Genomic DNA, 6,266 nt, shown 5'->3' with positions numbered 1-6,266 from the left:
CACCGGTGGGAGAGTCGGTCGCCGCCAACCTTATCTAGCGAATCGCCCCGCGGCGTCCTGACAAGCCAGGATGCGCGGGGCGATTCCCGTTTAGGGCCCACCCGCCCAACGCCCCCTTGCGTGGCCCTCACCAAGAGCATAGAGAGTTCCTGACACTTCATCCAAAACCGGTGAAGTGTCAGGAATTTTTGCTTTGACTGGATATTCTGATGGGAATAGCAATGTTTCGGGTAACCTGCGGGGTGACTTTTGTGTCTATCTTCACGATCTTACTCTTTGTACTGCATGGTATTTACGTATCCGTGGTTTTTGCTGGGGTTGCTGGCAATAGCCGTTCCCATTGCCATCCACTTGTTTGAGTTGCGCAGACCGCAGCGCGTGCTGTTTTCGAATGTAGAATTCATTCGGGAAGTGAAGCTAGTAACGGCCCGACAGCGCAAACTCAAACATCTACTGGTGCTGGCAGCCCGCATCGGACTCATCGTTTTCCTAGTGCTGCTGTTTGCGCAGCCTTTTATTCCGGCTCCGGAGCAGGCATCTGCTGGTGGCGTGGTACAAGTGCTCCTGGACAAGTCGCCCAGTATGCGCCAACTCGGTGTCAACGACCAGCCCGTGCTGGAACAGGCAATTGATCAGGCAACTGATTTACCGCTGGCTTTTCCGGCGGCAGCGCGCTTTCGTCTGATGCCTGGCTCGCCGGATTTATTGACTGAGGCTGCTTTTCGGGAAGCAGTGGAAAAGTTGCAGGTGAGCGGGCAAGCCAGTAATCTAGGCGCTTATCTGACACAATTGCCGACCGGCAGGACTGCTACCGGCCCACTGTTTTTGTTTTCCGACTTCCAGAAGAGCGGTTTCTCATCTCGTGATCTGGAAGCTCTGGATTCAACCCAGCAGGTTTTTCTGGTACCGACGCCGCCGAAGGGTGCGGCCAACGTATTTGTGGACAGCGTGTGGCTGGATGATGGCTTCGTGCGGGCTGGCGTGGATTTACTGCTGCATATCCGGCTGCGCAACGGTGGCTTGCTCGCGGCAGAAAACTGCCAGATCAAGCTGCTGGTGGGTACTCAACAGGCGGCGGTATTCCAAACGACGGTACCCATGGGCCAGGCTGTCACGACGCAGGTGCGCCTGCGTCTTGCGGATGCCCGCGTGCAGCAATGCCGGGTTGTGGTAGAAGACTTCCCCGTAGACTTCGATAATACCTATTACTTCACCCTCCAGCCCGCCCAGGAAATTCAAGTGGCAGAGGTAGCTGCGGAGGAGCAGCTGAGCCGCCTGTACGGTAATGAACCCTTGTTCAGCTACGCCTACACCAACGCTCAGGCAGCTGACTACCGTAAACTGGCCGCTGCTAATCTGCTGATTGTGCGGGAAGCCCCGGTACTGAGTGACGGACTACGCGAGAATCTGCGGCGGGCAGTGCAGCAGGGCGCCACGCTGGTGGTAGTGCCCAGCGGTGCTGCCAGCAGCCATGAGTCGTATGGGCAGCTGTTTCAGGAACTGGGGATGGGGCCGGTGCAGTGGCAGCCGGTACCGTCTGCCGGGCCGGTGCTGCAGGAGGTAGCATTGCCCAGCGCCCAGAATCCATTCTTCCGTGACGTTTTTGCGGGAGCGAACGTGCGGGCGGGCATGCCCAAGGCCGCGCCGGTGCTGCGGTGGGCGCGCACCGGTACCGAGGTAATGCGCATGCGCGACGGCGAAAGTTACCTGGCGGGTTTTCCCAGCGGCAACGGCACGGTGTACGTGTTTTCGGCTCCGCTCAGTGCTCCTTTTACCGACTTCGCCCAGCACCCGCTGTTCGTGCCGGTGCTCTACCGGCTGGCTATGCAGAGCTACCAGCAGGAGCAGCAACCGGCCTACCGGCTCAACCAGCAAGCTATTAGTCTGCGCCTCCCGGCCGGGGGGCAGCAGGGGAGCGAGGCCGTGTACCGGCTGGTGCAGGATAGCCTGAGCTTCATTCCGGTGCATCGGCAGCAGGGCGGCGTGCTGCGGCTGGAGGTGCCGCCGGGACTTCGGCAGCCCGGTTTTTATTCGGTGCAGCAGGCCGGTAAATCCCTCACGACGGTCGCCTTTAACTTCGATAAGCGCGAGTCAGACCTGAGTAGCTACTCCGCGGCGGAGCTGCGGCAGCTTATCGGCCCCAACCGGCCCAACGTGCAGGTGTACGAAACCGGCTCCGGCCAGACGGCGGCCGCCCGCTATAAGGCTACCCGGGTGGGCGTGCCGCTGTGGCGCTACTGCATCTGGGGAGCATTAATCTGCCTGCTGCTGGAGGCCCTGCTGCTGCGCTGGAACCGCCGGCCCGCGCCGGTGCCCGCCGCAGTGGCCTGACGCAGTGCCCGACACCGCCTCGACGGGACCGGGCGTAGGCTTAATTGCGGGGGGAGCGTGTATCTTGCGGCCTTTATTCGGTTTCTGCCTTGACTTCTCCTGCCCCAACTCCCAGCCCCGTCGTGCGCACGGCCCTCGTGTGCGGAGCGGTAACCGGTGCCCTGTGCGTGGCCTGGGTGCTGTTCCTGTACCTGACCGACAACAATCCGTACGGACCCAAGCGGACGCTTTCTGACTTCTTCCCGCCCATAGCCGCCATTGTCAGCCAGTTGCTGCTGCGCCGCTACTACGTGCCCGAGGGGCCGGGGCTGGGTAAATCCGTGGGTACCGGCATGCTGACGGCGCTTATTGCCGCCGTAGTGGCCGCGTTAGGTTTGTACACGTTTTCGCGGCTCACGGGCCCTGGTCTTATTGAGCAGCACCTTGCGGAGGCCCGGCAGCTGCTGGAGGCCAGTAAAGCCATGTACCTGAAACAAGCCAACGGAATGCAGCAGTACGAAGCTACTTTGCGCAACCTGGCCACCAACGCGGCGGGGTTTGCCCAGGATGAGTTTGCCAAGAAATTACTGCTGGGTGTGGTGATGAGTATTCCGGGTGGCGTGTTTTTGCGGAAATAATCTACCTTTCCTATATCAACCAACCCTCCTCAACCTGCTTCCGCTATGGAAAACACTGTTACCCCCGCCGTTACGCCTGCTTCCGTTGCCATCCGCTACGGCCTGTTAGTTGGCATCGTCACCGTCATTTACTCGCTGATTCTGATGGCCACCGGCCTGGAGCAGAAGCCCGCGCTGGGATTCGTCACGTTTGCCATTCTGATTGTGGGCATCGTGCTGGCGCACAAATACTTTAAGCAACACAACGGTGGCTTCATGAGCTACGGCCAGGGCCTGGGTATTGCCACCATTATGGGGGCCGTTATCGGTACACTGAGCAGCATATTCCGCTATATCTACGTCAACTTCGTGGATGCCGAGTATACCCAGCGGGCTATTGAGGCGGCCCGGGCCAAGCTGGAGGCCGATGGTCTGAGCGATGAGCAAATCGAGCAGGCTATGTCTATTTCCAGCAAGATGCTGGCTACCGGCCCCATGAGCATTGTGTTCGGGATTCTGGCTTCTGCCTTCTTCGGTTTCCTGCTGGCTCTTGTGATTTCCGCCTTCACCAAAAACGCCCGTCCTGAGTTTGAGTAAGCGCCTGCCGCAGCATTTTCCCGTTGAGCTGTCCATCGTCATTCCCCTGCTCAACGAAGCCGAGTCCCTGCCGGAGCTCACGCGCTGGATTCATCGCGTGCTGGCCCAGCACGGGCTCACCTACGAGGTCCTGCTGATTGACGACGGCTCCACCGACGACTCCTGGGCCGTGATTGAGGAGCTGGCTGCCACCAACACTCACCTGCGCGGCATCCGCTTCAACCGCAACTACGGCAAGTCGGCGGCCCTGAACGTGGGCTTCAAGGAAACCACGGGCCGGGTAGTATGCACCATGGATGCCGACTTGCAGGACTCGCCCGAGGAACTGCCCGAGCTCTACCGCATGATTACCGAGGACGGCCTCGATCTGGTGAGCGGCTGGAAGAAGAAGCGCTTCGACCCGCTGAGCAAAACCCTGCCCACCAAGCTCTTCAACGGCGTCACGCGCTGGATTTCCGACATCCCCCTGCACGACTTCAACTGCGGCCTCAAGGCCTACGACAGCCGGGTGGTGAAAAGCATTGAGGTGTACGGCGAAATGCACCGCTACATCCCCGTCATAGCCAAGTGGGCCGGGTTCCGGCGCATCGGCGAGAAGGTGGTGCAGCACCAGGAGCGCAAGTACGGCACCACCAAATTCGGGCTGGAACGGTTCGTGTACGGCTTCCTGGATCTGATGAGCATCACGTTCGTGAGCCGGTTCCGGCGGCGGCCCATGCACTTCTTCGGGGCCCTGGGCACCGTGTCCTTCCTCATTGGCATGCTCATTACGCTCTGGCTGGTGGGGGAGAAGGTGTGGCTGTCCTGGCACAATCACCTTTCCCGCGACGTGACGGCCCAGCCCCTGTTCTTTCTGGCCCTGGTGGCCGTCGTGATTGGCGTGCAGCTGTTTCTGGCGGGCTTCCTGGCCGAAATGGTGCAGCTCAACGGCTCCAACCGCAACGACTACCTGGTAAAAGAGCGGCTGAATCTGCAGTAGATAGAGCAACAGCAAATGAACGTCATGCTGAGCTGGCCGAAGCATCTCTACCGGGGCTAATCAGAAAGTTAGCACTGCAGTCGAGATGCTTCGGCCAGCTCAGCATGACGTTCTTCTTTCGTAAGTTTTTACCCCATGAAAATAGTCATCATCGGGCCGGCGTACCCGCTGCGGGGCGGGCTGGCCACCTACAACGAGCGGCTGGCCCGGGCCTTCCGGGAAGCCGGCGACGAGGTGCGCCTCGTGACGTTCTCGTTGCAGTATCCCGATTTCCTGTTCCCCGGCCAGACCCAGTTCAGTACCGAGCCTGGCCCCGAGGATCTGGACATCGAAGTCAACCTGAACTCGGTGAACCCGCTTTCGTGGGTGAAAGTGGGGGAGAAGCTGCGCCGCGAAAAGCCGGATCTGGTGATTTTCCGGTTCTGGCTGCCGTTTATGGGGCCGGCCCTGGGCACGGTAGCCCGCCTCGTGCGCCGCAACCGCCACACCCGCGTGGTAGCCATCACCGACAACGTGATTCCCCACGAAAAGCGCCCCGGCGACCGGCCGCTCACCCGCTATTTCCTCTCTGCTTGCCACGGCTTCGTGACGATGAGCCGCTCGGTGCTGGCCGATCTGCGCCGCCTGCACTTCCGGCAGCCCGCCCTCTACCGCCCCCACCCGCTCTACGACAACTTCGGCCCCCTCAAGCCCAAGTCTGAGGCTCTGGCCGCCCTGGGCCTCGACCCCGCGTTTGGCTACCTGCTGTTCTTCGGCTTTATCCGCGCCTACAAAGGCCTCGATATTCTGCTCGAAGCCTTTGCCGATGAGCGCCTGGCCGCGCGGCCCCTCAAACTCATCATCGCGGGCGAATACTACGAGGACGCCGTGCCTTACGAAGCGCTCATCCGCCAGCACAACCTGGAAGGCCGCCTCGTCCGGGCCACCGATTTTATCCCCAACGAAAAAGTAGTGGACTACTTCTGTGCCGCCGATATAGTGGTGCAACCCTACAAAAACGCCACCCAAAGCGGCGTCTCCCAGATTGCCTACCACTTCAGCCGCCCCATGCTGGTCACGGACGTGGGCGGCCTGGCTGAGCTCATTCCCAACGGCGAAGTGGGCTACGTGGTGCCGCCCAGCCCCCGGGCCATTGCCGATGCGCTGGTGGATTTCTACGAGCACCAGCGCGAGCAGGAATTCACGGCCGGCGTGTGGGCCAAGAAAAAGGAGTTCTCCTGGGACGTGATGGTAAACGCGCTGAAAGAGGTTGCCGGCTAACTGTCATTGCGAGCGGAGCGAAGCAATCCGTCCTTCACAAGGAGCAAATCCCTGACCTGAGCCAAGCCCCTTTCATCACCGCGGGAGGGCACAGCCAAGCACTTCCTATCACGCAGAAAAAAGCCATGAATGAAGTCAGGTTCTTTCTTAAAGGTCCTCAAATAAGTCGTTCCAGTCTTTATTCCCGGAGTTGATAAGGTCTAACTTCTTCTGCCGGGAACCCGCTTTCAATTGCTTCCCCCGGGCAATGGCCGCGTTGACATCCGGGTAAGTTTCGAAATAGACGAGGGAATGCACATTATATTTCTTAGTGAATCCGGGGTGCGCGCCCGCCTTATGTTCACCAACCCGGCGTTTCAGGTCGTTGGTGACCCCGACGTATAAGACAGTTCGATTCTGGTTCGTAAGCAGATAAACGTAATATTCTTTCATAGACAGGATAGCCGCTCTAAAACATAGTATTACTCGGTGTGGAGGGAGGATGAGTAATGACTGAGTCTCCC

At 59.8% G+C, this 6,266-nt stretch carries 6 protein-coding genes; 5 read left to right on the top strand and 1 reads right to left on the bottom strand.

All coding sequences use genetic code 11. From position 1 onward, the window contains the following. Positions 1-285: 285 nt before the first annotated feature. The 5 genes from KLP40_RS20460 (at position 286) to KLP40_RS20440 (ending at position 5,763) form a co-directional block, all read left to right on the top strand. Complete coding sequence (locus KLP40_RS20460; protein WP_215595702.1) at positions 286-2,331, top strand: BatA domain-containing protein; 2,046 nt, start codon at positions 286-288, stop codon at positions 2,329-2,331. A gap of 89 nt (positions 2,332-2,420) precedes the next feature. Further along, positions 2,421-2,948: a DUF4199 domain-containing protein gene (locus KLP40_RS20455; protein WP_215595701.1), complete on the top strand. Its 528-nt coding sequence runs from the start codon at positions 2,421-2,423 to the stop codon at positions 2,946-2,948. Positions 2,949-2,993: 45 nt separating this feature from the next. Further along, complete coding sequence (locus KLP40_RS20450; protein ID WP_215595700.1) at positions 2,994-3,524, top strand: DUF4199 domain-containing protein; 531 nt, start codon at positions 2,994-2,996, stop codon at positions 3,522-3,524. Further along, the gene (locus tag KLP40_RS20445; protein WP_215595699.1) at positions 3,517-4,503 is read left to right on the top strand and encodes a glycosyltransferase family 2 protein; all 987 of its coding nucleotides are present in this window, start codon (positions 3,517-3,519) and stop codon (positions 4,501-4,503) included. The genes KLP40_RS20450 and KLP40_RS20445 overlap by 8 nt, the downstream gene beginning before the upstream one ends. Positions 4,504-4,638: 135 nt before the next feature. Further along, positions 4,639-5,763 carry a glycosyltransferase gene (locus KLP40_RS20440; protein ID WP_215595698.1) on the top strand — a complete coding sequence of 375 codons (1,125 nt, stop codon included), beginning with the start codon at positions 4,639-4,641 and terminating at the stop codon, positions 5,761-5,763. Positions 5,764-5,910: 147 nt separating this feature from the next. Here KLP40_RS20440 and KLP40_RS20435 read toward each other — a convergent pair whose 3' ends face one another. After that, positions 5,911-6,195 (bottom strand): GIY-YIG nuclease family protein, encoded by a 285-nt coding sequence (locus KLP40_RS20435; RefSeq protein ID WP_215595697.1) that lies wholly within the window; start codon positions 6,193-6,195, stop codon positions 5,911-5,913. Positions 6,196-6,266 lie beyond the last annotated feature (71 nt).

The organism is Hymenobacter piscis (assembly GCF_018760735.1).
Taxonomy (GTDB): Bacteria; Bacteroidota; Bacteroidia; order Cytophagales; family Hymenobacteraceae; genus Hymenobacter; species Hymenobacter piscis.
The sequence above is the reverse complement of the archived record's forward strand: the minus strand, read 5'-3'. Positions and strand labels throughout refer to the sequence as shown.